Origin of the sequence: Synechocystis sp. IPPAS B-1465, from assembly GCF_003015225.1 — a bacterium.
Lineage (GTDB): Bacteria > Cyanobacteriota > Cyanobacteriia > Cyanobacteriales > Microcystaceae > Synechocystis.
Genome location: NZ_CP028094.1, coordinates 943,975 through 969,301, shown reverse-complemented (window position 1 = coordinate 969,301; position 25,327 = coordinate 943,975). Strand labels below are relative to the sequence as shown.

Genomic DNA, 25,327 nt, shown 5'->3' with positions numbered 1-25,327 from the left:
GCTGTTGATGCTCAGAGAATTAAGAACAAACAGGGCATCCTGGAAGATATTTACTGGGAAGAAATTGAGAAAGCAGTATCTATTGAGCTTGATTTCAACTCAGCGTTCAAGTCTTGATAATACAAAAGAAGGTCAGGCTATACTGAAAAAAGTCCACAGCTTTTATAAAATGATGCTTCAAGAACTCGAAGCCGTATTTGACGGCACAGCTCTTCAATTGGAAGTTCCCTTAAACCTTGCCGCAGGTACGAGGGTGCGAATTGTTGTTGAAAGTGTTCTACCAAATGAAGTAAAAGCACCTAAAACGTTTCTTCAAACTGCTCAGTCTTTAAAATTACAGGGTGAACCTGATTGGTCAGAGAAAATTGATCAATATTTGTATGGGGAAACTCTTTCTGACAATGACTGAAGTTTTTTTAGATACATCTTTTGCGATCGCATTATCTTCCATCACTGATCAAAATCATGTACGGGCTATTCAGCTTGCTAATCAAATTGAGGCTAACAAAATTCGTCTAGTAACAACCCAAGGTATCTTGCTAGAGATAGGCAATGCGCTTTCTAAGCAAAGATATAGAAAAGCGGCAATCCAACTTTTAGAATCCCTGGAAACTGATCCCAGTGTTGAAGTCGTTCTATTAACTAACAGTCTATACAAATCAGCATTTAATTTGTTTAAGCAACGAGAAGACAAGGAATGGGGTTTAGTGGACTGCATATCATTCATCGTGATGCAGGATCGAGGAATCACTGATGTACTGACTGCCGATATCCATTTTCAGCAGGCAGGATTTCGGGCACTATTAAGGGATTAATCACAGCAGTCAATGGCCGCAATACCCTTATGGTGACTCAAAAATCTTTCCTACTGCTAAGCTCTTAGAGCGTGTTTGAAAAGTAGGGTGAAGAATGGAAAATGGTGAAAAGAATAAAATTTTCACCATAATTAATGATAATCCGGGAATTTTACAGCACGGACATCACTGATAGCCAGTGGCAATTGGTAGAACCTCATTTACCCAAAGCAAAAACTGGGGGAAGAAAACGGAAAACTAGTCTGCGGGAGATACTCAATGCTATTTTTTACATGTTCAGAACGGGGTGTGCCTGGCGACTTCTGCCCCATGATTTTCCTAAATGGCGAACGGTCTATGGTTATTTCCAGCAATGGCACGAAGATGGTACCTGGAAAAAATTAAACCGTATCTTCCGTGAGAAAGTTCGGCTCAAAGCTGGAAGAAATACTCACCCTAGTGCCGGTTGTTTAGATTCACAGTCACTTAAAAAGGCTGGAACTGGCCAAGAAACTGGCTATGACGGCGGAAAAAAGGTCAATGGTCGTAAACGTACAATCCTCGTGGATACCATGGGATTACTTCTCGATGTTGTCGTCCATGGTGCCCATCGCTCCGACCATCAGGGTCTGATTCTACTTGCTACCTGGTTTGCTCCCCTTTGGCAGTGCCTGCAAGTTATATGGACTGATAGCACCTTTGGCGGAAAGGATTTTATCTATTGGGTGGAGCATACTTTTGGTTGGAATTTGAATGTCGTCAGCAAAAAGCAGGGACAAAAAGGCTTTGAAGTCCTACCCCGCCGTTGGGTAGTCGAGCGCACCTTTGCTTGGTTTGGCCGCTATCGTCGTTTAAGCAAGGATTATGAATATTTACCTACTACCAGTGAGACAATGCTCTATGTTGCCATGGTTCATCTCATGCTTCAAAGGCTTGCTTAAAACTTTTCAAACACTTTCTAAGAGGAGTGAGCATATCGCACCTGCTGCATGGTCGTTAGTTATTTGACTACCTTCTGAGGACAATCGAAGTACATGAGCGTTCTTAAATGGATAAATGTTGGCAAGGTTTCTGCTGAGCGAGACGACGAGCTCGTCAATTACTTCTATGATAACGGTGTTTTGAATTCAGTACTCACAAATAAGTCATCATTTTTGGTACTGGGAAGAAAGGGAGCAGGCAAGACTGCGGTTTTCAGATATCTGAAAGAGAACCCTCATCAGTATCTTAGTGATAAAGATATACTTGTTTCTCTTTCGTTTGAGGATTACAACTGGAAAGTACATTCTCTACTAAGTAATAGTGAAACGGCCGAATCACTCGCATATAAGCACTCTTGGCGATTCGTGATTTTAGTCGAAGTTATCAAGGCTTACGCCTCTCGTTGCGCCAAGGACGGTGTTACAGTCCCTCAACCAATTGCAAAAGCCCAAACCCTGCTTGAGAAACTGTTCGATCATCCTCTGCCATCGGTTTACCAATTAATTGGGCGGAAGTTACTCGGACTTTCGAAGGTAAAGTTACCAAGAGCAGGGTTGGACCTGGAAGATGGCAGCTTTGACTCCGTGGAAGTTTCTGGCGGTGAGTTGTCTTTTGAAGAAGTTTCGGCAGACAATGACATCCGCACTGCATTAGCCCAGAACGTTAGCAATATAATTGCTTATCTGGAAGCCGCACTTGCGAAAATTCAACCTTGTGAATATCGAACAGTTATCTGCTTTGATCGGGTCGATGAGGCCTGGGATAATGTCTCTCTCGATGTATCGCGGAAAGTCCTTGCTGGCCTAGTGTCCGCATCTGACTCTCTAACAGCAAAGTATAATGGCGTGGTTCGACCTATCATTTTCCTCCGTGAGGATATCTTTTCCGTACTGCCACTGAACGACTCTAACAAACTACGTGAAGACTGTGGCGCTCTGCTTAAGTGGGATCGTGACGACCTTTTTAAGCTCTTGTTGCGTCGCCTTTCTTATTTTGCACAAAAAAACGACGTGGATGCGGTGGAGGATTTAGATGGATTATTTGACAAAAACGAGATGCGGCAGCGCTCAAAACCTTCCAACTACCTCTTGAAACGAACCATGATGCGCCCAAGAGATATGATTTGTTTCTTGAGCCGTACAATTGATGCTGTGAAGGAAAGCGTTAATGATCCTTTCGAAGAAACCCCAGCTAATTTCGATCATCTGCCCGTTGAAGCAATTTACACAGCCGAACCAGGATATTCTGAATGGCTTCGTCAGGAACTACTCGATGAATGGTTTATCCAGTACTCGCATATTGTAAAGTTACTTTCTGCAATTCAAAACCATGCATCAACTCAATTCACTCGTGCCGAATTGGAATCGCAGCTAAGGGCACTGGGGGTTGAATTTACGCAAACTGGAATTCTGGACGATCTCCGTTTTCTTTTTGACAACTCAGTGGTCGGCTTTAAGATTGGAGCGTCTACCACTTGGCGCTATCGCTGTTTTTATCCATCACAAGGGTTTATTGAATCTGACCTTTATAAAGTGCATGATGGTTTAATCCGTGCGTTGAACTTGAAAGAACCACGAGACGCATCTTGACCTAAACTGTCAAATAAAAAACCGTTGCACACGAAGTCACAGGTTTTGCGGTTTGGTGAAGTTGATCTGTCCGGTGCGACCCGGTCAACAGTGACTTTAGATTAAATAGTGAAAATATATTTAAGTTTTTCTCACATTTAAGATTGCAATACCTTCGCTAAATATTTCCCTGTGTAAGAACTTGGATGTTGCGCCACTGTTTCCGGGGTTCCTGCAACCATAATTTTTCCACCCCGATCGCCACCTTCGGGGCCCAGATCAATAATCCAATCGCTACAGCGGATTACATCCAGGTTATGTTCAATGACTAAAACAGAATTGCCTTTATCCACTAGTCTTTGCAAAACGTTGAGCAAATGGTGGACATCATAAAAAGATAGCCCGGTGGTGGGTTCATCAATTAAATACAAAGTTTTGCCCGTGGCCCGGCGAGATAACTCGGAAGCTAGTTTGACCCGTTGGGCTTCTCCCCCGGATAAAGTGGGGGCCGGTTGACCCAGTTTGATGTAACCCAAACCCACATCTACCAAGGTTTGCAGGCGATTTACTGCCCTGGGAATATTCTCAAACACTGTCAGGGCTTCCTCGGTGGTCATGGCCAACACATCGGCAATGGAATGACCTTTATACTTCACCTGCAACGTTTCCCGGTTATATCTGGCTCCTTTGCACACATCACATTGCACATACACATCGGGCAAAAAATTCATTTCAATCACGTTAACTCCCTGACCAGCGCAGGCTTCACAGCGTCCCCCTTTGACGTTGAAAGAAAATTGTCCCGGCTTATAACCCCTAGCTTTAGCTTCAATGGTTTGGGTGAAAATTTCTCGAATGGAGTCAAAAATACCTGTATAGGTGGCGGGGTTGGAGCGGGGAGTGCGGCCAATGGGGGATTGGTCAATGACAATGACTTTATCGATCGCCTGGAGGCCGGTGATTTCCCCTAAATTCTTGGGAAAAGCTACTTGGCGAGAAAGATAATGTTGCAGAGCCGGATGGAGCAATTCATTGACTAGGGTGGACTTGCCGGAACCGGATACCCCTGTAACACACACCAGTTTGCCCAGGGGAATGGTCACATCAATATTACGCAAATTATTATGGCAACAACCTTGGAGGGTTAACTTGGCTCCGTTGCCATTTCTCCGTTCCTCCGGAGTGGCGATCGCCTCCCGACCGGATAGGTAAGCCCCAGTAAGAGACCTTTGATTTTTTAGTAGAGTCTGAAAATCCCCCTGACAGACAATTTCTCCACCATGGATGCCCGCCTTCGGACCAATGTCAACAATATAATCGGCGTGGCGGATAGTATCTTCATCATGCTCCACCACAATTAACGTATTGCCCAGATCCCTTAACTTAGTCAGAGTGGCCAACAGGCGATTGTTGTCCCGTTGATGCAAACCAATGCTTGGTTCATCCAAAACGTATAAAACTCCGGTGAGACCGGAACCAATTTGGGTGGCCAGGCGAATCCGTTGGGCTTCTCCGCCAGATAGAGTCATGGCGGCCCGGTCGAGGGTCAGATAATCCAAACCTACGTCCAGGAGAAATTGCAAACGGGCTTTGATTTCCTTTAACGCCAATTCCCCAATCATGGCTTGCCGGGAAGTCAACTCTAGATTTTCAATCCGTTCCAGGGTCTGGCGGATGGGCACACTGGTTAAATTGTTAATGTTGTACTGCCCTAGTTTTACTGCTAATGCTTCTGGCTTTAACCTTTTGCCGCCACAGGTGTGACAGGGTTGATTAATAATATATTTTTCTAACTTTTGCTTAATGGCATCGGAATTGGTTTCATCATAATTTTTTTGCAGGATATTTAATGCTCCAGCAAAACGACGATAATAACCTTGTTTATTGCGGTAACGGGATTCCCCTTCAAACCAAATTTCTTCTTCTGTGCCGTATAAAATTATTTCCTTTTGCTCTTTGGTTAGCTTTTTCCAGGGAGTTTGTAACTGAAAATCAAAATGCTGTCCTAAACTGTACAGTAACGACAAGTAATAGGAATTATCTTTTTCTGACCAGGGGGCGATCGCCACATACACTGGTTTTTCGGGATCAGGAATGACCAAATCTGGGCAAAAAGACCGCACAAAGCCAATTCCATGGCAATCGGGACAAGCACCGTAGGGGGAGTTGAAAGAAAATAAGCGGGGGGAAAGTTCATCCATCACCGCCCCATGTTCTGGACAGGCAAAGTTTTCTGAAAAGATAATTTCCTTGGGTAACTCTGCATGGTAAGCCTGGCCGTTTTCTGCCGCTTTTAATGCTTCTTTGTCGTCTTTTTTACCTCCATCTAACACTGCCAGCGTTGGCTTGTCCAAAATGTCAATAATGGCGGTGCCTTCTGCTTGCTTCAAACAAGTACTGAGTGAGTCTACCAATCGTTCCTGTAAACCTTCTTTTTTGATCAGGCGATCAATAACTATTTCAATGGTGTGGGCTTGGTTCTTTTTTAATTCAATATTGTCACTTAATTCTCGCACTTCGCCGTTAATTCTTACCCGCACAAAGCCTTGGGAAACTAAGCTAGAAAGTAGTTGCACATGGGTCCCTTTTTTGCCCTTTACCACCGGAGCAAGAATTTGAAACTTAGTTCTGTCCGGTAACTCCATCACCCGATCACACATTTGGTCAATGGTTTGGGGGGCAATATTCCGTTGGCAGTGGGGACAATGGGGACTGCCAGCCCTGCCAAATAACAGACGGAGGTAGTCGTAAATTTCCGTTACCGTACCCACGGTGGAGCGGGGATTGTGGGAAGTGGATTTCTGATCGATGGAAATAGCCGGACTCAACCCTTCGATGCTGTCCACATCAGGCTTATCCAACTGCCCCAAAAACTGTCGGGCGTAAGCACTGAGGGATTCCACATAACGCCGTTGTCCCTCTGCAAAGATAGTGTCAAAAGCTAGGGAAGATTTGCCTGACCCCGACACCCCCGTAAACACAATCAGGCGATCGCGGGGCAGGTCTAGATTCACATTTTTTAGGTTATGTTGTCTAGCGCCTCGAATACGGATGCTATTTTGTTCGGGCATAGGGGGAGACAAGGCTCTTAACTTTTCTTCACGATTTTAAACTGTCTTTGCTAATCTTGGCTGGCGATCGCCATTTACTTAGAAATAGGCTTAAAACCCAGAACAGTTTACGAAATTGATACAGATTTTTTTGATCGCTTTCGATGACCGTTGCAGTCTAAAGTCGGCGCCAGCGACGGCCATCTTTATTAATTAACCATTCTGCCTCCGCTGGTTCCCAGGTTCCAGCTTCGTACAAGGGCATGGAAAGAGGATCACTGGGGGCATCCCAAGCCGACAACACCGGAGTTACTACTCGCCAAGCTTCTTCTACCTCGTCGGCTCTTGTGAACAGGGTTTGGTCTCCCAACATACAATCTAATAAAAGGCGGTGATAGGCATCCGCTGCGGCCACTCCAAAGGATGAACCATAACTAAAATCCATATCTACAGTGCGGGTACGCAGTTCTGAACCGGGCATTTTTGCCTCAAAACGCAGGGAAATGCCTTCGTTGGGCTGAATTCTTAGACTCAACACATTGGGATTAGCTTGGTGGGCCACCGATTGAAAAATTAACAGAGGTACTTGCCGGAATTGAATTGCGATTTCACTCACTTTTTTAGGCATGCGCTTACCCGTGCGTAGATAGAAGGGCACCCCCTGCCAACGCCAGTTATCCACCATCAGTTTGAGGGCCGCAAAGGTAGGAGTGGTGGAACTTGGATCTACCCCCGGTTCTTCTCGATAACCCGGCACTGGTTTGCCTCCCATCCAACCAGCTTTATATTGGCCCCGGATACCGGCATTTTCCAAATTATTAATATCCGCTAAACGGGTAGCCTGCAACACTTTAACCTTTTCGTTGCGAATGCTGTCCGCGTCAATGGCATTGGGGGGGTCCATGGCGGTGAGACAAAACAGTTGCATGAGGTGATTCTGCACCATATCTCGTAAAGCCCCGGCGGATTCGTAATAACCGGCTCGTTCTTCTACCCCTACCGTTTCTGCTACGGTAATTTGCACATGATCAACAAACTGACGGTTCCACAGTGGCTCAAAAATAGCGTTGGCAAAGCGGAACACCATCAGATTTTGCACCGTTTCTTTGCCCAGGTAATGATCGATGCGATACACCTGATTTTCTTTGCAGACACTCTGCACTACCCGGTTCAAGCTTTGGGCTGAACTCAAATCCCGACCAAAGGGCTTTTCGATCACAATGCGACTTTTAACCGGGTCACTCAGCATACCCGCTGCCCCCAATTGTTTAATACCCGGGGGAAAGAAGTTGGGGGAAACAGCTAAATAAAAGACTCGATTGCCTCTGGTGTTACGTTTTTCATCCAATTCCCCCAGGAAGTTTTTCAATTTGAGATAGCTTTCTGGGTCATCCATATTGCCAGAGCAGTAGAATAAACCCTGGGCAAACTCATTCCACAGGTCTTCACTGCCAATGCCGGTGGAAAATTCTTCGATGCCCTTACGCATCTGCTCACGAAAATGGTCGTGGCTCCAGTCCCTTCTCGCAAAACCGACCACCGTTAACTCTGGAGGCAAGCGGCGCTCTCGTTTCATTTGGTAGATGGCTGGCACCAATTTCCGTTGGGTAAGGTCCCCGGATGCACCAAAAATGGTCAAAATGAGGGGTTCTGGAGTGCGTTCTTGACGGAGTCCAGTGCGGAAGGGATTTTCGAGTAGCGTTACCATGGGGAATGCTCGTATTGTGTGGCCACTTACGCTTTAAAATAACTCACAATTCCCGAAAGTTTTCTTTTTCTGGCAAAGTTTTCAGGAAAAATTTCTTTCTCAGTTCTTACTCCAAATCCTGAAATAGGGGGGTGCTGAGGTATCTTTCCCCAAAACTGGGTTGGATCATGACAATCAATTTATCTTTATTGGCAGGTCTTTTTGCCACTTTGATGGCCGCCGCCAGAGCTGCTCCAGTGGAAATCCCCGATAATATTCCTTCTTCCCTGGCTAATCTACGACCGTAGGCGATCGCCTCTTCATCGGTCACGGCAATCACTTCGTCAATCAGGTTTACATCTAACACTTCGGGAATAAAGCCCGCCCCAATACCTTGAATTTTATGCGGCCCCGGCTTACCCCCTGATAAGACTGGGCTATTTTGGGGTTCTACGGCGATCGCCTGAAAGCTAGGTTTTTTTTCTTTTAACACAGAAGCCACCCCGGTAATAGTCCCACCAGTGCCAACCCCCGCCACGAGGAAATCAATGGCTCCATCGGTATCTTGCCAAATTTCCAATGCCGTAGTCTGTTGATGAATTTGAGGATTAGCCGGATTATCAAACTGTTGCAACATATAGGCATTTGGCAAACTCTCAGCCAATTCTTGGGCTCTTCTAATACATCCCCCCATCCCTTCACTCCCCGGGGTCAGTTCTAGTTTTGCTCCATAGGCTTTTAACATCGCCCGCCGTTCTTGGCTCATGGTTTCAGGCATCGTCAAAATTAATTGGTAACCCTTGGCTGCGGCCACCATGGCAAGGGCAATGCCCGTATTACCAGAAGTGGGCTCAATCAGCAGAGTCTTCCCTGGTTCAATTAATCCCTCTTGTTCTGCCCGGTTAATCATATTAATGCCAATGCGGTCCTTTACCGAAGCCGCTGGATTCATCCCCTCCAACTTGACTACAATCTTGGCCCCACATCCCTCCAATAGGGGAATGCGATTGAGGCGAACCAGAGGAGTACGACCAATTAGCTCTGTAATATTACTGGCAATTTTCATAGGTAAGGGCCCACCAAGAAGGGAAATCTGCCTGCATCTTACAACGAAAAACCCCACCAGAGGCGGGGTTAAAGAGTTATTAGAGTTTAACTTTCAAACAAGTGTCTTAAGAAGACGGACTCAGGCTTAGAAAGTGAAGGTACCACGGACGGTGCCGATGAAGGCGTCGGTGGCGTTGGTGGTCTGTTCAGGCTTGGAGATCCAGATCACACCAGGAGTTATAGAAAGGTTGTCGGTGAGTTGATATTTGTAGAACAATTCAACTTGCAGAGGGTTAGCAGTGGTTACAAAGGTGGTTCCCAAAGTATTGTTGGTGAAACCGGAAACATAGGGTTGAACACCAGCAAAGATGCCAAGAACGTTACCTTCTTTACCAAGGTCGGGGAAGGCAAAGCCTCCACCGTAGGTCCAGATATCACCATTGTCTTTACCAATCAAAGTAACATTGGTGTAGCTACCATAGGCACTGAAGCTCAGCCAATCGGCAATGTTCCAAGCCATTTGGACGCCATAGCTGTTGGTTTGCTTGCCACCAAAGTCATAGGGGTTGATAACGTTGCCAGATGTGCTACCGCCGCTCACATTATTGTTGTAGGTAGCTGCATCCACAGGAGGAGCACCTACACCCAAACCGTTCACAAAGTCATCATTCAACTCAGAACGGTTGAGGTTAGCCGCAGTGGTACCGACGATACCTTGAGTGCCACCTTTACCGAAGATAGCGGCATCAGGGGTGGTGTAGGCATTAACGTAGGTGAAGCCTAGGCTAACCCGGTCGAAAATGTTGGTGGTAATTTGAGCCAAGGCGCTATAGCCACCGTTAAACAAACCGTTACCACCGCTGCTGAAGTCATAATTGTTGCCAGTGGCAGGGTTAGTAACAGAACCACCACTGCTGGGGTTGTTGCCCGTGCTAGCCAAGTAACCCAAGCTCAAGGAAGTGGGGCCCAACAGATTGCTGAGGAAGCCCAACTCTAGGCTTGTACCTATACCAGTACCGCCACCAATGGAGTAGATGGGGTTCTGGGCGGTGAACTGACTCAAGGAACCTTTGCCGCCAGTGTAGTCGTCGAAATAGGGGTTCAGGGTAGGAACGAAGTCATCCCAGATACCGCCCCAAGCAGCAATGTAGTTGTTGAGACGGAAGTTTTCGCCCAGATCCAAGGGAACATAGTAAGCTAACCAGTCAACGGCTACGTTGTTGTTGTCGCCGGGGGAAAGCTGGTGCACCTGGGTAAAGGTGGGGCTTTCATAGTAGTCACCTACAATACCGATGGGGTTACCGGTCTCGGGATCAATAACATTCTGAGTAGGATAGAAGCTCTTGAAGCGATTACCGTTACCAGCGGCGAGACGAGTGACCAACAGGTCTTCACCGGAGAAGCTGGTGTTGAACTGTAAACGAACCCGGTTCTGGAATACCGCTTGGTTGTTATCGGTTTGGTTGTTGAGAGTCTTTTTGGTACCAAAAATGGCGGTGGGAGCAAATATTACTTCCCCGGTCAATTTGGTGGTGGTAGAAAACTGATGGTCTTCGAGGAAAGAGGTGCGGGCTTCGAGGTTATCAACCCGAGCACCCAAAGCAGCCAATTCTGCCTCGAATTCCTGCATGAGGCGTTTCAGTTTGTCGATGTCCTCCCGGAGAACAGCCACGTTTTCCTGAATCAAACGTTCCATAACGTTCATACAGGCGTTAAGACCAGCGGCAAATTCCCAACGGCTGAGGGCTCGATCACCACGGAAGGTACGGTCAGGGTAACCAACGATACAACCGTAGCGTTCCACCAAGCTCTTGAGCGCTTCATAGGCCCAGGCAGTGGGTTGCACATCGCGGAGTTCGCTAACGCTGGTTACTTGATCAATGGCAGAAGACTGACCTTCGGCAGTGTATTGGTCTAATTGGTCTAAAACTTGAGCATTCGTAACGTTGTCGGGAGCAGCACTAGCAGCACCAGCCACAAGGGCGGCACCGATCACAGCAGGGCTCACTAACAGGGACTTCCAAGATAGTTTAAGCATTTTTAGCTTTTCCTCACACCTAATAATGACTACGGGAACCAAGTCCTATACTCAGTAACACATTGTACACGTTTTTTTCGAAAGAGTGGGAGAAGTTGACAATTTTCTTTAGATTCATGGTAGATGCTAGGCTAAGCAAGGCCATTGGTCTGTTTTGCGGGCTAGCTCAGGGAGCCAGGACCACAATCAGTGTTGGTAAAGAAAAACCGCCTACAGCTTCTGCTCACGGAACGATGATGTTGATGGTTAATAACAGATTATAGTTGCTATTTTGGTGATGGCTAGGGGCAGGGCCAGTTTTTAGGCCGGCCATAGTTCCCGGCGTAATGATGGAGCATTTGTCTGAACTCAGTTTTGACTTTGGATTAAGTATTGTTTCACTTGAACCAATCTTTTTTTCAGGGCTGTTTGAGGATGTTGTAAAGCTTTTTCTAGGGGCATATCCGGCCCCACTAGGCTAAAAATTTTGAGCACGTTAGGTAAAACTGTCTGACTTAATTGGCATTGTCCCGCTACGATGATCGCCGGTTTATTGATTTTTTTCGCTAGCTCAAGAACACCTCCCACCACCTTACCCTGTGGGGATTGATGATCGAAGCAACCTTCTCCGGTAATCACTAGATCGCATCCAGCCATGGCCTGTTCCAACTGGGTCAATTTGGCGATCGCCGTAAAACCTGATTCTATCTTTGTCTCCAATGCCCAGGCCACGCCCCCTCCCATTCCCCCAGCGGCCCCGGCCCGAGGAAAATTGATTTCAAAGCCATCAAACTCCCGTACTACTCGGGCAAAATGACGCAAACCCTGATCCAAGCGTTGAACCATAGCTGGATCTGCCCCTTTTTGCGGAGCATAGACCTGGGCAGCCCCATTAGCACCATAAAAAGGATTGGTCACATCGCATAAAACGGTTACCTGAGGAAAAGCATTTAAGACTGGAGGAATAATTTCGGCAACTTTACCCAGGGCTTGCCCTCCCCAACCGACGGACTGACCTTGAGAATCTAAGAACTGCCAACCCAATGCCATTAGTAAACCTAAACCTGCGTCATTGGTAGCAGAGCCGCCGATCGCCAATTGAATTTGTTTTGCTCCCCGTCGGGCAGCGTGGGTGATTAATTCCCCTGTGCCGTAGCTGGTAGCAATTTCCGGATTATGTTCCCCGACGGGTACCAGAGGCAAACCGCTGGCTCGGGCCATTTCAATGACTGCTGTCTCCTCTTGGGGTAACCATAAATAACAAGCATCAACCGTTTGATCCGGTAATGGCCCCTGTACTCTCACTGTCTGCCATTGGCCGTCGAGATTGTTGGCGATCGCCTCTAGGGTTCCTTCACCGCCGTCGGCTAGGGGATGGGCAACACAGTCAAATTCCGGCGCTAAAACATCTAGAGCAATCTGGCAAACCTCACCAGCGGAAAGAGTCCCCTTAAAAGAGTCTGGTGCAATCAAAATTTGACGCATTGGGGAATTCAGTAACCCACCTTATCTCGTCTATGCCTCTCAGTTTCCCAACAAAAAAATTAACGACGATTTAAACCTTCTGCTGCTTCCCGGAAAGGCTCCACTTCAGGACTAAAATCGATGGGCAGAACTGCCACTACGTTTTCATGGGGTCGGGGAATAATCACCCAGGTTTTCACGTCTGCCCCTTCAGTTCGGTTAATGGCATCAATACCAGCAGCCATGGCAGTTTTCACTTCCTGCACATCCCCACGAATATTAAGGGTGAAGCGAGCACTCCCCGCCCGAATATAGCCCACAATGGTAATCCTACCGGCCTTAACCATGGCATCAGCAGCGGCAAGAATACCGGGAAAACCAATGGTTTCAATGGAACCGACGGCGGATTGGGCGGACATATTGTTCTCCTTGACAGTGGCGGCAAAAACTAAAGGACAGATAAATAAAACCCAAACCTTCGACTTAACGACTAGTCGGGGTGGGAATTAGCAAGAATCCCATGGTCAACTATAGGCTAAGTGGTGTACATCGGACTACGAGGGCGGGAAAGTCTACCTCAGGTGCGGAAGCGAGCGACTTTTTCTGTGTATTCCACCGGCAAAACTGCCAGTACATTTTCGGGTGGATTGGGCACAATATAGTGGCTGACAATTTCTCCCCCCATAACAGACTCATTGACCGCCGCTAGACCCATCTTCATTGACAGATTCACCTCTGATACTGGGCCCCGTATCGCCACCACAAAATTCCCCCTCTCGGCCAAGTCATAGTACACCAGGGTCACCCTACCGCCCTTGAGCATGGCATCGGCAGCGGCCAAAACGGAGGGAAAGCCAAGGGTCTGTATCACGCCAACGGCCTGGGGCATGGAAAATTCCTCTAGGGAAACGGATGGAAACAGTCAATCGGACTAAGCAAGCGAAGATTACAACTTAGCTAGCTTTTTATCCTATCAAAAACATGGCACGGGCAAATCAAGCTGCAAGGTCCTAGTGCTGTTGACCACGGTAATTAGTTGCTTGGACCAGTCTAAAAAACCATAAATAGCCTTCGCCTTTGTGCCCTAATCGACATCCACCCTTGTCCCCTGACTAAAATCTCCGCTATGGTGGCCAGCCAGTGTGTCAAAATACTAGATTGTTGTGCCCCGATCGCCCTTGCTTGGTTTGCCTACACCGGACCAACAAGGAGAGATGCGGCGGCGGTCTAAATTGTTATTAAAAACTAAGTTTTCCCCCAGAAATCATGGCTGAGACCCTACTGTTTGCCGCCCTACGCCAAGCCCTTGACGAAGAAATGGGACGGGATGTCAACGTCCTTGTGCTGGGAGAAGATGTGGGACTCTATGGCGGTTCCTATAAGGTAACCAAGGATTTGTACGAGAAGTATGGCGAAATGCGGGTGCTGGATACGCCCATCGCCGAAAACAGTTTTACCGGCATGGCGGTGGGGGCGGCCATGACAGGATTGCGCCCAGTCATTGAAGGCATGAATATGGGTTTTCTTCTGCTGGCGTTTAACCAAATTGCCAATAATGCGGGGATGTTGCGCTATACCTCCGGCGGCAATTACCAAATTCCCATGGTTATCCGTGGTCCTGGGGGCGTAGGTCGGCAATTAGGGGCAGAACATTCCCAACGGTTGGAGGCCTATTTCCATGCGGTGCCGGGGTTAAAAATTGTGGCTTGCTCCACCCCCTATAACGCCAAGGGATTGCTCAAAGCAGCCATTCGGGATAATAACCCAGTGTTATTTTTTGAGCACGTACTTTTGTACAACTTGAAAGAAAACTTACCCGACTACGAATATATTGTGCCTCTGGATAAAGCCGAAGTGGTGCGCCCCGGTAAGGATGTCACTATTTTGACCTATTCCCGCATGCGTCACCATTGTTTACAGGCACTAAAAACTTTGGAAAAAGAAGGCTACGACCCGGAAATTATTGATTTGATTTCCCTCAAGCCTTTTGACATGGAAACCATCAGCGCTTCGGTGAAGAAAACCCATCGGGTCATTATTGTCGAAGAATGTATGAAAACCGGAGGCATCGGCGCTGAGCTCATTGCCCTAATCAATGATCATCTCTTTGATGAGTTAGATGGGCCGGTGGTGCGCCTTTCTTCCCAAGATATTCCCACTCCCTACAACGGTATGTTGGAACGACTGACCATTGTGCAACCGCCCCAAATTGTGGACGCAGTTAAGGCGATCATCGGCTAATTGGCCTCAAAACAGTACCCCTTGCCGTAAACGGAATTAATCAGGCGGGGGGCATTGGGCTGTTCAATTTTGCGCCGCAGTAATCGCACCAGGGCCGCCAGCACGTTACTACTGGGGGGGCTTTCGCCGGGCCAAAGGTGGGAATAGATCTCTTCGTGACTGAGAATTTGTCCGGGAGCTTGTAAGAATAGGGTTAACAGCGCCACTTCCTTTTCCGAAAGGGCAATGCGTTGACCCTGGCAATAGGCCACCTGATTGGCCACATCTAGGCTAACGTTGTTGACGCTGAGCAAATTATTTTTGACTGCACCCAGGGTTTCCGTGATGGTTTCTCCGTGGCTTTGTCGCCGCAGTAGGGCCCGCACCCGGGCTAAAAGCTCCCGTAGTTCAAAGGGCTTAATTAAATAGTCATCTCCACCGGCATCTAAGCCCGCCACTCGGTCATCAAGGGTATCTTTGGCAGTGAGAAATAAAACCGGCGTTGAGTGACCCAGAATCCTAATTTGACGACAAATCTCCAACCCTGATACTTGGGGCAACATCCAATCAAGGATTAACAAGTCATATTGACCGGCGATCGCCATGGCTAGTCCTGTTTTTCCTTGGTCAGCCACGTCAATGGTATGGCCCTGGTGCCCTAGGGCTTTGCTCAAGGGTTCCGTTAAGGCGTTTTCATCGTCCACTAAGAGGATATTGGCCATGGGGATGTTTTCTCAACTCTAGCAAGAATTTAGATTAGAGCTTGGTGGCCACTTGGGGGATCTGACTCTAACCAAGCAGTGTTTTGTTAGTCATAGTCTAAACTCCCATGGAAACAGTATTTTGGGGCAAATGGAAGCATTAAGATAGATCGGCAATTGATCGTAGTTAATTTTCTAATTATTTTCGGTTGTTGTTGAAAAGCAGCTCTGTCCTCTACCAACATTGAGACGAAACTAAGTAAAAGCCCCTCAATATTATCTGATCTAGTGGACAAACTAAAAGTTGTCCAATGGAATCTGAGGATAAAGTAGAGTCCTATTTGAACATATTTTTGTCAGCAAATTAGCAGAAGGATCTATGGTGGTGGTGCCGCGATTACATTACCGCCAAGATTATCTGCTCTTTTCTAGCGAGGTTTGAACTATGGGAACTAGTGCCAAATATCAATGTGTCTAGTACTGATTATTTATGCTTAATGGACAGCATAGAATTTATTATCCTTCCACCTAGATTAACGTAAGAGAGATAGAGAATTTTTATTGAAATCTTACTGCAAATTTAGAACAGTGGAGCACTATCGAAACACAACCGAGGCTGACCAACTTGATATTACTATCAACAACTTTAAATTTGGAACAGCCAACATTTTCCCATGCACTCCATTCAATCACCCCGACTACGACAACATTTCCCCCGGCGATCGCCGAAAAAATTGGCGTTAAAAAAGTCCGGTGGATTGGGCCATAGGGCTAAGGCTTCCCATTGCTATCGCATTGTCTTGTATTCCCACGACACCATGGGGTTGGGGCATAAGCGCCGTAATTTACTCATTGCCCAAACGTTACAAAAGTCTAGATTACCCGTTGAAATTTTGGTAATTACCGGCATTGAAGAAGGAAATGAAGCCCTAACTGCTGCGGGTATTAACTATGTGAATTTGCCCAGTCTGCGAAAAAATGGCGATGGTTCCTACTCTGGCCGGGATCTGGATCTGCCTTTGGAGAAATTGATCGCTTGGCGATCGCAGTTAATTCTAAAAACAATTCAGCAATTTCAGCCGGATGTGCTGATGGTGGACAATGTGCCCCGGGGAGTGGAACGGGAACTGGACCCCAGTTTGAAATATCTGCGACAACGACCAGAAAGCCTTTGTGTACTTGGCTTAAGGGATATTTTGGATCAACCGGGGACTGTGCAGCGGGATTGGGGGCAAGCAGATAATGAAAGGGCTATTCGTCGCTATTACGATGCCGTCTGGGTTTATGGTGACCCGCAAGTTTATGACCTACGACATGAGTATGGTTTTGCCCCCGATGTGACGGCGAAAATGCGGCCCCTTGGCTATTTCCATCAGGGCGATCGCCTCCAACATCTAACTAAACCTTGGCAAGAAACGTTAAGTAACTGGAAATTACCATCCCGGTTCATCCTCGGTGCTGTGGGAGGAGGTCAGGATGGGGAAACCCTGGCGATCGCCTTTGCCCAAATTCCCTTCACTGCCGACCTGCCGGGGGTACTGCTCACCGGGCCGTTTATGCCGGAGTCTGTACGGCAAAAGTTAAAGGTCAGTGCCCAGAATAATCCTGACCTCACTATCCTGCCCTATTTTTCTGAACCGACCATGTTGATGTGGGCGGCGGAACGGGTAATCACGATGGGGGGCTACAACACCACCTGCGAAATTCTGTCCTTCCAAAAACCAGCGCTGATTATTCCCCGCATTAAACCCCGCCAAGAACAATGGCTGAGGGCCACCCGTTTAAAACAACTGGGGCTGGTAGATGTGCTTCATCCCGATCAGGTAAATGCCCAAAATTTGACAGCTTGGCTCCACTCTGCGCCGACCAACCAATATAACAAACCAGTTCTAAATCTCCGGGCCACCCAACAACTTCCCCTCGTTCTGGGTCAATTGCTCAGCACCCGTAACTGTTTTATGTCCCAAGCCTGCTAGTCAATTCCGTTGTAAATTTTCCATGGCCATCGCCTACGTTGTTAAACGCTATCCCCGTTATTCGGAAACGTTCATTGTTAATGAAATTCTTGCCCACGAAGCAGCGGGTTTAGACATCAAAATTTTTGCCCTCCGTCCTCCGGTAGATAGCTATTTCCAAGACAAAATTGCCCGGGTGAAGGCCCCCGTTACCTGTATCCAAAAACCCAGCCAAGGGCGATCGCACCCAAATTTATTAGGGCAAAATCCCACTGCGGCCAGTTACCTCTGGGCGGAAATGCAAGCCACTGCGGTTGTAATTCCCGACATCTGGAGAAAGTTAGCCTACGCCGCCGGAGAACGCTCTAGTGTTGTTTACCAAGCCCTCTGGCTCGCCCAAGCCGTCCGTCACCAAGGAATTACCCATCTCCATGCCCATTTTGCCAGCGTTGCCACCAGTGTTACTCGCTTAGCGGCCCATTTTGCTGGGGTGCCCTACAGTTTTACGGCCCATGCCAAGGATATTTTCCATGAGAGCGTTGATCCGGCGGATTTTGCCCGCAAACTCCAAGCTGCCTGCGAGGTGGTGACCGTTAGCGACTATAACCGTACCTATTTACAACAGCAGTACGGGGAAGCGGCCAGCAAAGTACAGCGTATTTACAACGGCATGGATTTAACAGAATTGCCCTACCAACCCCGGTCGGAAAATTGTGAACCGCCGTTAATTATCTCTGTGTCACGCCTAGTAGAAAAAAAAGGCTTGACTTATCTAATCAGCGCCTGCGATCTCTTGCGCCGTTGGGATTGTGAGTTCCGTTGTCAGATCGTCGGTGCTGGTTCCTTGGAAGCGACATTGCGATCGCAAATTGTCCAGCATCAGCTAGAGCCTTGGGTGGAGATCACTGGCCCCAAACCCCAGGGGGAAGTGTTTCAACTCCTAAAACGGGCAAAGGTGTTTGCCGCCCCCTACATTGTTGGCCGGGATGGCAATCGGGATGGTTTACCCACAGTTTTGTTAGAGGCGATCGCCTTGGGTACTCCCTGTGTGGCAACGGATGTGACGGGCATTCCCGAAATTATTCAGCACCAGGAAACGGGATTGCTGGTGGCCCAAAATGACCCGGAACAGTTAGCCAAAGCGCTCCAAACCATCTTGAACCAAGCAGATTTACGTCATCGTTACGCCCAGCAGGCCCGCCAACGATTAGAACAGGCTTTTGACCTGCGACGCAATAGCGCCCAACTCCGTGACTTATTTCATTTAGGGGAGGCCAAACGATGAAGATTGCTTACATCTGTGTCGATCCCGGCATTCCAGTCTTTGGTTGTAAAGGTGCCTCAATCCATGTGCAAGAGATTATCCGCGCTTTTCAGAACCAGGGGGCAACGGTGACCCTGTTTGCGGCAAAGCTGGGGGGGGAACCGCCCAAGGATTTAGTCGATTTACCCGTTCACTGCCTGCCCAAGGTGCCCAAAGGAGATTTAGCAATGCGGGAACAGGGCTTATTTCAACAAAATCAGACGTTGCAAAATTTATTAACCCAGGCAGCTCCCTATGATCTTGTTTATGAACGTTATTCCCTCTGGAGTCATGCGGGAATGACCTTTGCCCGAAACTGTCAGATTCCTGGCATTTTAGAAGTGAATGCACCCTTAATTGAAGAGCAAGCCACACACCGGGTTTTACTAGACCGGGATTTGGCTTTGCAGGTGGCCGAAATAGTCTTTGGGAAAGCAACAGCTTTAATCGCAGTGTCCCAAGAGGTTAAATCCTATTTGCAACAATGGGTTTCTGGCGATCGCCTTTTTGTCATGCCTAATGGGATAAACCCAGCTCGTTTTGCCGGTCTGTCCAAACCATCTCAGACAGAACTCTTCACTGTGGGTTTTGTTAGTTCCCTTAAGCCCTGGCATGGCCTGGATTACCTGATTGAAGCCTTTGCCCAACTGCGACGAACTGTCCCGGAAGCTCGTCTGTTGATTGTCGGTGATGGCCCCCAACGGCAAGTCCTTGAACGAGCGATCTCCCAGCGCAATTTAACTACCCAAGTACAGTGGACCGGTACAGTCCCTCCAGAGCAAGTCCCCCACTGGTTAAGTCAAATGAGCGTTGCCGTGGCCCCCTATCCCGCCAGTGAAGATTTTTATTTTTCGCCTCTGAAAGTGGTGGAATATATGGCGGCCGGGTTACCCATAGTGGCTAGTTGCATCGGTCAAGTGAAGGACATTATTGACGATGGGGTGACGGGGATTTTGTGTCTACCGGGGGAACCGACAGCCCTGGCCCAGGCCCTCGAACGTCTCTGGCGATCGCCCCAGCAACGGCAACAGTTAGGTCTGGCGGCCCGTGACTTCGTGCTTAAACACCACACCTGGGATCGCGTTGCCGCCCAAATTTTGGCGATCGCCCAAGCCTAGTTTTTCAACGTTGAAATTAGTTGAATTTAGTTGAAGTTAAAAGTGATAGATAAATGAACCGTGCCTCCCCCATGACCCAAGCTGTGCCAGGCCTCTGGGCAGTGATCACCACCTTTTGGCCCCAAATTCGTGCCCAGTGGCGACTCTTGCTGGTAGCGATGGTGACTTTGCTGGCGGATGTGGGGTTGCGACTGTTGGAACCCTGGCCCCTCAAGCTGCTCATTGACGGGGTACTGATTCCCACTCAAACCCAGCCGAGTCTTTCTCTCTGGGGCTTTACTAACCTCAATGCCGCTTGGCTGTTGATGTTAATCGCCGTTGGGGTGATTATCATTGCCGTCAGTCGGGCGATCGCTACCTATTGGAATACCGTCAGTTTGGCGATCGTTGGTAGTCGCGTCATGGCCCAGGTGCGGGATCAACTCTATGGGCATTTGCAAAGGCTTTCCCTGCGTTACCATTACCAAGCCCGCAGTGGCGATCTGATTATCCGAGTCAGTAGCGATGCCAACCGTCTCCAGGAAATTTTGCTCACAGCAGCTTTGCCCCTGGTGGTCAGCCTTTTAACTTTGGGCGGCATGGTGGGGGTGATGGCCTGGCTAGACCTAAAATTAACCCTTTTGTCCTTGGCAACTTTTCCCCTGTTTTGGTTGGCCGCCAATCGTTTAAGTGCCAAAATTCGCCATGCTTCCCTCACCCAACGTCACCAGGAAGGGGCCGTTGCCTCCACCGCCGCTGAATCCCTCTCCGCCATTAAACTTGTCCAAGCTCTCTCCCTGGAACAAGCCTTTGCCGATTTGTTTAGCCGCCAAAATCAACGGAGCCTCCAAGAAAACATTGAAACTAAGCGTTTAGCCGCCAACCTGGAGCGATTGGTGGACGTGTTGATTGCCTTCGGTACAGCTTTGGTGATGGGTTACGGAGGCCATCTGGTCATTGAAGATGCTCTGACAGCGGGAACGGTTTTGGTGTTTTTAACCTATCTACGCAATGCCTACAAACCGGTGCAGAATTTTGCTAAATACACAGGTCGTCTGGCTAAAGCGGCGGCATCGGGGGAGCGAATTTTGAATATTTTGGCGGAAACCCCCGATATTCAGGACAAACCAGGGGCTATTCCTGCCCCATTTTTCCAGGGGCGCATTGAATTTAAATATGTTTCCTTTGGCTATCATCCAGATCAAGCCATTCTTGACGGGTTGAATTTAACAGTGCGACCAGGGGAGAAAATTGCCCTTGTTGGTGCTTCTGGCAGTGGTAAATCTACTCTTTTAAGTCTTTTACTGCGCCTGTATGACCCAACAGCAGGGAAAATTTTCATTGATGGCCATGATCTGCGGGATTATCAACTGACGAGCCTACGGAACCAAATGGCAGTGGTATTACAGGAGAGTTTATTATTTGCGGCCACGATCCGGGAAAATATCGCCTACGGCATCGAGGGGGCGACAATGGCAGAGATTGAAGCGGCGGCCCGTTTAGCCAATGCCCATAAATTTATTCTGGAACTGCCCCAGGGTTACGACACAGTAGTGGGAGAAAGGGGCACTACTCTCTCTGGTGGCCAGCGACAACGGTTGGCGATCGCCAGGGCCGCCATGCGACAAACCCCCATTCTGATCCTGGATGAACCCACCAGCGGCTTGGATAAAGTTAATGAACAGTTGGTTTTTGAAGCCCTAGAACGGTTAGCGGAAAATCGCACCACTTTTTTGGTAACCCATAATCTGCAGTTGGCGATCGCCGCTGACCAAATTCTTTACCTCTACCAGGGGCAAATCAGGGAACAGGGTACCCACGCCGAATTACTGGCTCGTCAGGGGGTCTATGCTGATCTCTTTCAACGGCAAACCCTCGCAACCGTCACCAAATCCCTGGGGCGTTAATGATGGCCGAAATTTTCTCTGATCCCAAAATACCATGGCTACCTTTTGCCCTCGATCGCCAATTAGCTCAACAGCACCTAGCTAGTATTTTTCCCGGTTTACAAGGGATCAAGAAAACCGAGCTTCTACGCCATAAACCTGGGCGACGGGCATTGATTGCCTATCATCTGGAAACCGATGGGGTGGAAGGAATTATTCTTGGCAAAATTCGCGCCAAGGGCACAGATTACAAAAGCTATGGCTCTCAACGGGCGTTATGGGAAAACGGGTTCCATGGGCAAAGTGAAGATGGATTATCGGTGCCAAAACCTTTGGGCATTGTTGAACCCTGGCAGATGTGGCTCCAACGATGGGTTCCCGGTCAACCTGCGACAGAATTATTGATTACCCGTCCCGACTTACCGGAAAAAATTGCCGCCCTAGCCCACAAAATCCACAGCCATTCTGTCCCCACAACCAAAACCCATACCATTGCCACTGAATTACAAATCCTTGGCGATCGCCTCCGGGAATTTAGCCACCAGCAACCTCAGTGGCAAACACAAATTCAACATTTCATCGCCCAGAGTGAACAGCTGGGAGAGGTTTTAAACAAATATCCCCGTCCTACTACCACTATTCACCGGGATTTTTACCCCGATCAAATTTTGGTAGATGGCAATCACCTTTGGTTGGTGGACCTCGACCTCTACTGCAAAGGAGATCCCGCCGTTGATCTAGGAAACTTTATCGCCCACATGACCGAATATAGCCTCCGCACCTGGGGGAATCCCGATGCCCTAGTTCGCAAAGAACAAATATTAAAAACTGCTTTTCTAGCTAAACAATCCCCAAATAATCCCCATCTTAGCCAAGCCATTGATATTTACATCATTCTTACTCTATTGCGGCATATTGCCATTAGTTGGCGCATCCCCAACCGCCATCATCATATCCCTGCCCTAATCGAACTCTGTGGCGACCGCCTACTTGGGATGGAAGCAAATTAGCAATGGGGTAAAAATAACAAAAAACTTAAGATTAAATGAGGCCGATTCCAATCCATTTTTTGTGGCGATCAGCCAATTAAAGCAAATCCCCCACCAACGAGGGCAGGGGACAAGCTTAATTACCTAACAGAGGAATTCGTTAACCGAACTTACCGGCTGTGGAAGCAATTAGGAATGCCGCATAGGTGAGCACATAACCAACGGTGAAGTGGGCTAAACCAACCAAACGGGCTTGAACAATGGACAACGCAACGGGCTTATCTTTCCAACGAACCAAGTTCGCCAAAGGAGTGCGCTCGTGGGCCCAAACGATGGTTTCAATCAACTCTTGCCAGTAACCCCGCCAAGAGATCAAGAACATGAAGCCAGTAGCCCAGACCAGGTGTCCGAAAAGGAACATCCAAGCCCAAACTGACAGATTGTTGACACCGTAGGGGTTGTAACCATTGATTAACTGAGCAGAGTTCGCCCAGAGGTAATCCCGGAACCAACCCATCAGGTAGGTGGAGTTTTCGTTGAACTGAGCAACGTTACCGCTCCAAACACCGAGGTGTTTCCAGTGCCAGTAGAAGGTCAACCAACCCAAGGTGTTCAGCATCCAGAACATGGCTAGGTAGAAGGCATCCCAAGCAGAGATGTCGCAGGTACCGCCACGGCCGGGGCCATCACAGGGGAAGGAGTAACCGAAGTCCTTTTTGTCCGGCATCAACTTAGAACCACGGGCATCCAAAGCACCTTTGATTAGAATCAGGGCAGTGGTGTGCAACCCTAGGGCGATCGCGTGGTGAACCAAGAAGTCGCCAGGGCCAATGGTCAAGAACAGAGAGTTGGTGCCGCTGTTGATAGCATCCAACCAGCCGGGTAACCAAGCGGCTCCAGTGGTGGAAGCAATGCTGTCAGGATTGGAGAGCAAAACATCAAAGCCATAGAGAGCTTTACCGGAAGTTGCTTGAATCCATTGGGCAAAAACGGGCTCGATCAGAATTTGTTTTTCGGGAGTACCGAAGGCCACCACCACATCGTTATGGACATAAAGACCAAGGGTGTGGAAGCCCAAGAAGAGGGACACCCAGCTTAAGTGGGAAATCAGAGCCTCTTTGTGTTCAAGCATGCGGGCCAGCACGTTATCTTTATTGGCCACGGGATCGTAATCCCGGACAAAGAAGATGGCACCGTGGGCAAAAGCACCAACCATCAAGAATCCAGCAATGTACTGGTGATGGGTGTAGAGGGCTGCCTGGGTGGTGTGGTCCTGGGCAATAAAGGCGTAGGAGGGCAGGGAGTACATGTGCTGCGCCACCAGGGAAGTAATAACCCCTAAGCTTGCCAAGGCTAAGCCGAGTTGGAAGTGGAGGGAGTTATTGATGGTGTCGTACAGGTTGGTATGGCCTGCGCCGGTTAGGGGACCTTTATGGGCATTAAGAATTTCTTTGATGCTGTGGCCAATGCCCCAGTTGGTGCGATACATGTGACCAGCAATGATGAAGATCACGGCGATCGCCAAATGGTGGTGGGCAATGTCCGTCAACCAGAGAGATTCCGTTTGGGGATGGAAACCACCCAGGAAGGTCAGGATTGCGGTACCAGCACCTTCAGAAGTACCAAAAATGTGGCCAGCAGTGTCGGGATCCGCCGCATACACGCCCCAGTTGCCGGTGAAGAAAGGCATCAAACCAGCGGGGTGGGGAGGAGTAGACAGGAAGTTATCCCAACCAACGTGTTGACCCCGGGCTTCGGGAATCGCAACGTGGACCAAGTGACCAGCCCAAGCCAAGGAGCTAACCCCGAACAAACCAGCCAGGTGGTGATTTAAGCGGGATTCGGCATTTTTGAACCAGGCTAAGCTAGGACGGAACTTCGGTTGGAGGTGTAACCAGCCTGCAAATAAAAACAGGGAAGCTAACACTAATAGGAAGACCGCACCAGAATAGAGCTCTTGGTTGGTGGTCATACCAATGGTGTAGAACCAGTGGTAAACCCCGGAATAAGCAATGTTAACCGGGTTAGAAGCCCCAGCTTGGGTGAAAGCATTGACAGCTCCCTCGCCAAAGTGGGGGTCCCAAATCGCATGGGCGATCGGGCGAATGTTTAAAGGATCTTTAATCCATTGTTCAAAATTACCTTGCCACGCAACGTGGAAAAGGGTGCCAGACGTCCACAGGAAAATGATGGCGATGTGTCCAAAGTGGGAGGCAAAAATCTTTTGGTAAAGATTCTCCTCAGTCATCCCATCGTGGGTTTCAAAGTCGTGGGCCGTAGCAATCCCGTACCAAATACGCCGTGTAGTCGGGTCTTGGGCGAGATCCTGGCTAAATTTAGGAAATTTAGTTGCCATAGCTTTTTCGGAAATTCTCCTCGTTAAGCAAGCAAAATGAGGCTAATGCAGAAGCGCTGCTCATTTCCGGATTGTTAAAGCCACTATAACAAGGGGTTATAGGGGTGAATATAGGGTAAAAGCGAAATTAAAACCGCTTCTATTAAATGCTGGGGAGGGTGGAGGGCAGGGGGAGGATTAAGGATAGTAAAAACCTCAGCCAGTCCCCCTGG

19 protein-coding genes are annotated in these 25,327 nt (G+C 48.4%); 10 read left to right on the top strand and 9 right to left on the bottom strand.

What is annotated here, in order from left to right; translation table 11 throughout:
- Window positions 1–7 precede the first annotated feature (7 nt).
- From C7I86_RS18900 to C7I86_RS04530, 4 genes are all read left to right on the top strand, one after another.
- Window positions 8–409 (top strand): hypothetical protein, encoded by a 402-nt coding sequence (locus C7I86_RS18900; RefSeq protein ID WP_010872086.1) that lies wholly within the window; start codon window positions 8–10, stop codon window positions 407–409.
- Window positions 402–815, top strand: a complete 414-nt coding sequence (locus C7I86_RS04540; RefSeq protein ID WP_020861563.1) for a type II toxin-antitoxin system VapC family toxin — start codon at window positions 402–404, stop codon at window positions 813–815. Before C7I86_RS18900 ends, C7I86_RS04540 begins: the two co-directional genes overlap by 8 nt.
- Before the next feature lie 134 nt (window positions 816–949).
- Window positions 950–1,735, top strand: coding sequence for an IS5 family transposase (locus C7I86_RS04535; RefSeq protein ID WP_010872084.1), 786 nt, complete (start codon window positions 950–952; stop codon window positions 1,733–1,735).
- 93 nt (window positions 1,736–1,828) lie between these two features.
- Entirely contained in the window at window positions 1,829–3,364 is a 1,536-nt protein-coding gene (locus tag C7I86_RS04530; RefSeq protein WP_010872083.1) for a P-loop ATPase, Sll1717 family, read from the top strand.
- A 137-nt stretch (window positions 3,365–3,501) separates the two neighbouring features.
- Here the strand turns inward: C7I86_RS04530 and uvrA are convergent, their stop codons facing one another.
- The 7 genes from uvrA to C7I86_RS04495 form a co-directional block, all read right to left on the bottom strand.
- Window positions 3,502–6,414: an excinuclease ABC subunit UvrA gene (uvrA, locus tag C7I86_RS04525; protein WP_010872082.1), complete on the bottom strand. Its 2,913-nt coding sequence runs from the start codon at window positions 6,412–6,414 to the stop codon at window positions 3,502–3,504.
- Window positions 6,415–6,571: 157 nt separating this feature from the next.
- Window positions 6,572–8,101, bottom strand: coding sequence for a glucose-6-phosphate dehydrogenase (zwf, locus tag C7I86_RS04520; RefSeq protein ID WP_010872081.1), 1,530 nt, complete (start codon window positions 8,099–8,101; stop codon window positions 6,572–6,574).
- 106 nt (window positions 8,102–8,207) lie between these two features.
- Window positions 8,208–9,146 carry a cysteine synthase A gene (gene cysK / locus C7I86_RS04515; protein WP_014407087.1) on the bottom strand — a complete coding sequence of 313 codons (939 nt, stop codon included), beginning with the start codon at window positions 9,144–9,146 and terminating at the stop codon, window positions 8,208–8,210.
- A gap of 126 nt (window positions 9,147–9,272) precedes the next feature.
- The gene (locus C7I86_RS04510) at window positions 9,273–11,165 is read right to left on the bottom strand and encodes an iron uptake porin (protein WP_010872079.1); all 1,893 of its coding nucleotides are present in this window, start codon (window positions 11,163–11,165) and stop codon (window positions 9,273–9,275) included.
- 348 nt (window positions 11,166–11,513) lie between these two features.
- Complete coding sequence (locus C7I86_RS04505; RefSeq protein ID WP_010872078.1) at window positions 11,514–12,629, bottom strand: glycerate kinase; 1,116 nt, start codon at window positions 12,627–12,629, stop codon at window positions 11,514–11,516.
- A gap of 59 nt (window positions 12,630–12,688) precedes the next feature.
- Window positions 12,689–13,027: a carbon dioxide-concentrating mechanism protein CcmK gene (locus tag C7I86_RS04500; RefSeq protein ID WP_010872077.1), complete on the bottom strand. Its 339-nt coding sequence runs from the start codon at window positions 13,025–13,027 to the stop codon at window positions 12,689–12,691.
- 158 nt (window positions 13,028–13,185) lie between these two features.
- Window positions 13,186–13,497 carry a carbon dioxide-concentrating mechanism protein CcmK gene (locus C7I86_RS04495; RefSeq protein ID WP_010872076.1) on the bottom strand — a complete coding sequence of 104 codons (312 nt, stop codon included), beginning with the start codon at window positions 13,495–13,497 and terminating at the stop codon, window positions 13,186–13,188.
- 377 nt (window positions 13,498–13,874) lie between these two features.
- Here C7I86_RS04495 and C7I86_RS04490 point away from each other — a divergent pair, with 377 nt between their 5' ends.
- The gene (locus C7I86_RS04490) at window positions 13,875–14,849 is read left to right on the top strand and encodes an alpha-ketoacid dehydrogenase subunit beta (protein WP_010872075.1); all 975 of its coding nucleotides are present in this window, start codon (window positions 13,875–13,877) and stop codon (window positions 14,847–14,849) included.
- Here C7I86_RS04490 and C7I86_RS04485 read toward each other — a convergent pair.
- A complete protein-coding gene (locus C7I86_RS04485) occupies window positions 14,846–15,550 on the bottom strand; it encodes a response regulator transcription factor (RefSeq protein WP_010872074.1) in 705 nt (234 codons plus the stop codon). The genes C7I86_RS04490 and C7I86_RS04485 overlap by 4 nt on opposite strands.
- A 653-nt stretch (window positions 15,551–16,203) precedes the next feature.
- Here C7I86_RS04485 and C7I86_RS04480 point away from each other — a divergent pair.
- From C7I86_RS04480 to C7I86_RS04460, 5 genes are read left to right on the top strand one after another with little or no spacing between them, the layout of a single operon-like run.
- Window positions 16,204–17,505 carry a glycosyltransferase family protein gene (locus tag C7I86_RS04480; protein WP_010872073.1) on the top strand — a complete coding sequence of 434 codons (1,302 nt, stop codon included), beginning with the start codon at window positions 16,204–16,206 and terminating at the stop codon, window positions 17,503–17,505.
- Between the two features lie 22 nt (window positions 17,506–17,527).
- On the top strand, window positions 17,528–18,769 hold the full coding sequence (locus C7I86_RS04475; protein WP_010872072.1) for a glycosyltransferase family 4 protein: 1,242 nt from the start codon (window positions 17,528–17,530) through the stop codon (window positions 18,767–18,769).
- Window positions 18,766–19,905 (top strand): glycosyltransferase family 4 protein, encoded by a 1,140-nt coding sequence (locus C7I86_RS04470; RefSeq protein WP_010872071.1) that lies wholly within the window; start codon window positions 18,766–18,768, stop codon window positions 19,903–19,905. Before C7I86_RS04475 ends, C7I86_RS04470 begins: the two co-directional genes overlap by 4 nt.
- A 53-nt stretch (window positions 19,906–19,958) precedes the next feature.
- Complete coding sequence (locus tag C7I86_RS04465; protein ID WP_010872070.1) at window positions 19,959–21,791, top strand: ABC transporter ATP-binding protein; 1,833 nt, start codon at window positions 19,959–19,961, stop codon at window positions 21,789–21,791.
- Complete coding sequence (locus C7I86_RS04460) at window positions 21,791–22,780, top strand: phosphotransferase family protein (protein ID WP_010872069.1); 990 nt, start codon at window positions 21,791–21,793, stop codon at window positions 22,778–22,780. Before C7I86_RS04465 ends, C7I86_RS04460 begins: the two co-directional genes overlap by 1 nt.
- 139 nt (window positions 22,781–22,919) lie before the next feature.
- Here C7I86_RS04460 and psaB read toward each other — a convergent pair whose 3' ends face one another.
- Window positions 22,920–25,115 carry a photosystem I core protein PsaB gene (psaB, locus tag C7I86_RS04455; protein WP_010872068.1) on the bottom strand — a complete coding sequence of 732 codons (2,196 nt, stop codon included), beginning with the start codon at window positions 25,113–25,115 and terminating at the stop codon, window positions 22,920–22,922.
- Window positions 25,116–25,327: the final 212 nt, after the last annotated feature.